This window comes from Okeania sp. SIO2C9, from assembly GCF_010672455.1.
Taxonomy (GTDB): domain Bacteria; phylum Cyanobacteriota; class Cyanobacteriia; order Cyanobacteriales; family Microcoleaceae; genus Okeania.
The window spans coordinates 1-2,399 of record NZ_JAAHGO010000188.1 but is presented as its reverse complement, the minus strand read 5'-3'; the positions used below and the strand labels follow the sequence as shown (position 1 = coordinate 2,399).

The 2,399-nt window shown below is 33.6% G+C and carries 1 protein-coding gene; it reads right to left on the bottom strand.

What is annotated here, in order from left to right; genetic code table 11:
• Positions 1 to 424: 424 nt before the first annotated feature.
• Positions 425 to 1,876, bottom strand: a complete 1,452-nt coding sequence (locus F6K23_RS40125) for an FAD-dependent oxidoreductase (RefSeq protein WP_293166743.1) — start codon at positions 1,874 to 1,876, stop codon at positions 425 to 427.
• Between the last annotated feature and the right edge of the window lie 523 nt (positions 1,877 to 2,399).

Here is a 2,399-nt window from a genome sequence, read left to right as displayed (position 1 = left end):
GGAGTATTACAGTTTTTTATCCAGATGCACCGCCACAAACTTATATGGGAGATACCCTATTGATAGATTCTCTATTTGAAGGATTAGAATTAACTGCTGAACAAGTATTTATCAAGGCAGGAATTCCTACTTTTTTTCATAAAAATGTTTAAATAATAAATATTGTACTAATTGTACTATATGATTTGAGGCGTTGGTTATTTGAGATATGATATCATGTCCGGATAAGAGCGCGAACAAAAAACTTTCTCTTCTATTATTCTTTGTTCTTATTTCTTCCCTCCTGACTCGCTCCTCCCCCTCCCCTCCTGGGAGGGGTTAGGGGTGGGTTGATTCCTAAAGAATTAAGATTAATATCATACACGCTCTTCAGCAACGCCTGATTTTAATATACATTTAATTTCCTAATAATTTTTTCTGGTTTTTATGGAGAAGATTGTGACAATTTATTCCCGAGTAAAAATTCCAATTCTGGAGAGATAATTATAGTTCTATTATTGTCTATTATTAGGTGTTTATTTACATCTTTATCCGTTAAAATCTGTTTGTTTATATAAGTTTGTAGTAATTTATGAAGAATTAGAAAAGAATGATAAATAACTGATGTTAATTTGGCTCCAGGAATATGAATATATTGTTCGCCAGTTTGATGCTGATACTGATAACGAATAGGATTATGATCTCTTTTAGCAGTTTCTAATTCATTTGCTGGTTCTTGACCGGGATAAACTTGAAGATTTTTTTTCAATTCTATTGGTTCTAATTCTGCTACCCAAGGTATCCATTGAGATACTCCTTGTTGAATAGCTTGGAGAATAGAAGCTTCATTTCGATTGCCAAAATAGTCAGTTTCACCCTTTATCCAACTTATCCAATTTTGAGGTAAATTGATTGAAGTTTGAGTGAGAGGAACATAGAATTCTGCTTGATTATATTCTAATCCATAAAAAATAGCCAAATTATCCTCACCTGTTTTGATGATTCCTGCGTATTGCCCACGAATTAGTAATGTACTGGAGAAACCTTCTATCAATTGAGGAATTTTAGTCTTGAGAGTTGCTGGAACTTTATATATCCCATAGGCTTTTAATTTAACAATATTTCCTGCTTCTTTCTCTCCTGAAAAAGAGGGGATTGGAATTTCCAATCCTTCTGCATATCCTGTATTAATAACTGTGTTGAAGTACAAAGTTTTTTCATGGTTAATATTCAGTTCAAATCCTTGGTTGCTGAGTTCAACATTAGTCACTTTATGATTAGTTTTCAGATTGATTTTTTCCTCTTTTATTAATTTATTAAGCAGTTGAATTAAATGATTACAATATTTGTCGATATTTAGAACTGGTTGTTTAACTTTAACTGCCCCATTGAAGGAATTTTTGTCTCCAGTTCCCCATAAAATTTCTTCTTGATCGATCTCCTGAACCAGTTCTTGTACAGAGCCGAAAATTTGATCTGATGGATAATTATTAATATGATTATTATAAATTTCCATCAAATTTTTACTAACATCTTTGAGAGTTATACCTTCTCGATCAATTGCTGTATTTCCTTTAATATTAGGAACTAAATAGTTCACATATTCATCTTCAAAAACATAGTCAGGCATAACTTTTTTAAACAAAAGAGTTTGTTTAAACAAAAGTTCTAACGTAGAAAAATGTCCTCCATAAACAAAGTGATGTAAAATCCCTGTATTATTAACGGAAGCACTGTAATGATTTAAAGGAGTAGATTCAGCTTCTAGAAGTGTTACTTCAGCAATTCCTAATTGAGAAAGAATAGAAGCAAGGGAAATTCCCATAGATCCTCCACCAATAATAGCAATTTTTTGTTTTGCTTCTGGGGGAATATTAAATAGTTGTTCGTGAGTCATAAATCACCAAGAATAAAGTTTAAACATTTGACTGTTGTCAGACAGTAAAGTTTCTTAATTTAGCTTGTCCAAACAATTTTAACCAACCAAAGATTAATGTAGCAGTATTTTTTGAAAGTAGTATAGCAATCAGGAATCAGTTGTGAGAATTGAGATGTGCTTTAAAAGTATTATTATAGCAATTATTATATTCATATGATACATTTTTTTCTTCTTCTCTGTTCCCTGTTCCCTTTTCCCTGTTCCTTAAAAGTTTTCAATATCTCACAACTAAAATCTTATGGCTATATAAGCTTTTTAATGAAGGATAAATCTACTTACTTGACATCCTCCCGACGTTGACCTGCACCTGCAGCGCGGGATTCCCATCCATCAAAACAACCGAAGTTGAATTGGCTCAGGGCGGGTAGACGACTCATCGCCATCAACTACCTTTTTACGGGTAGAATTACGTCGGCTCCTCGTCTTGTTTAACGTCTCGGACTGCCCGCCCGCGACGACAGCCTCCTGCGGAGGAGCTACG

Coding starts and splice junctions, on each gene's coding strand:
- F6K23_RS40125 (WP_293166743.1), bottom strand. CDS start 1,876: ATGACTCACGAACAACTATTTAATATTCCCCCAGAAGCAAAACAAAAA.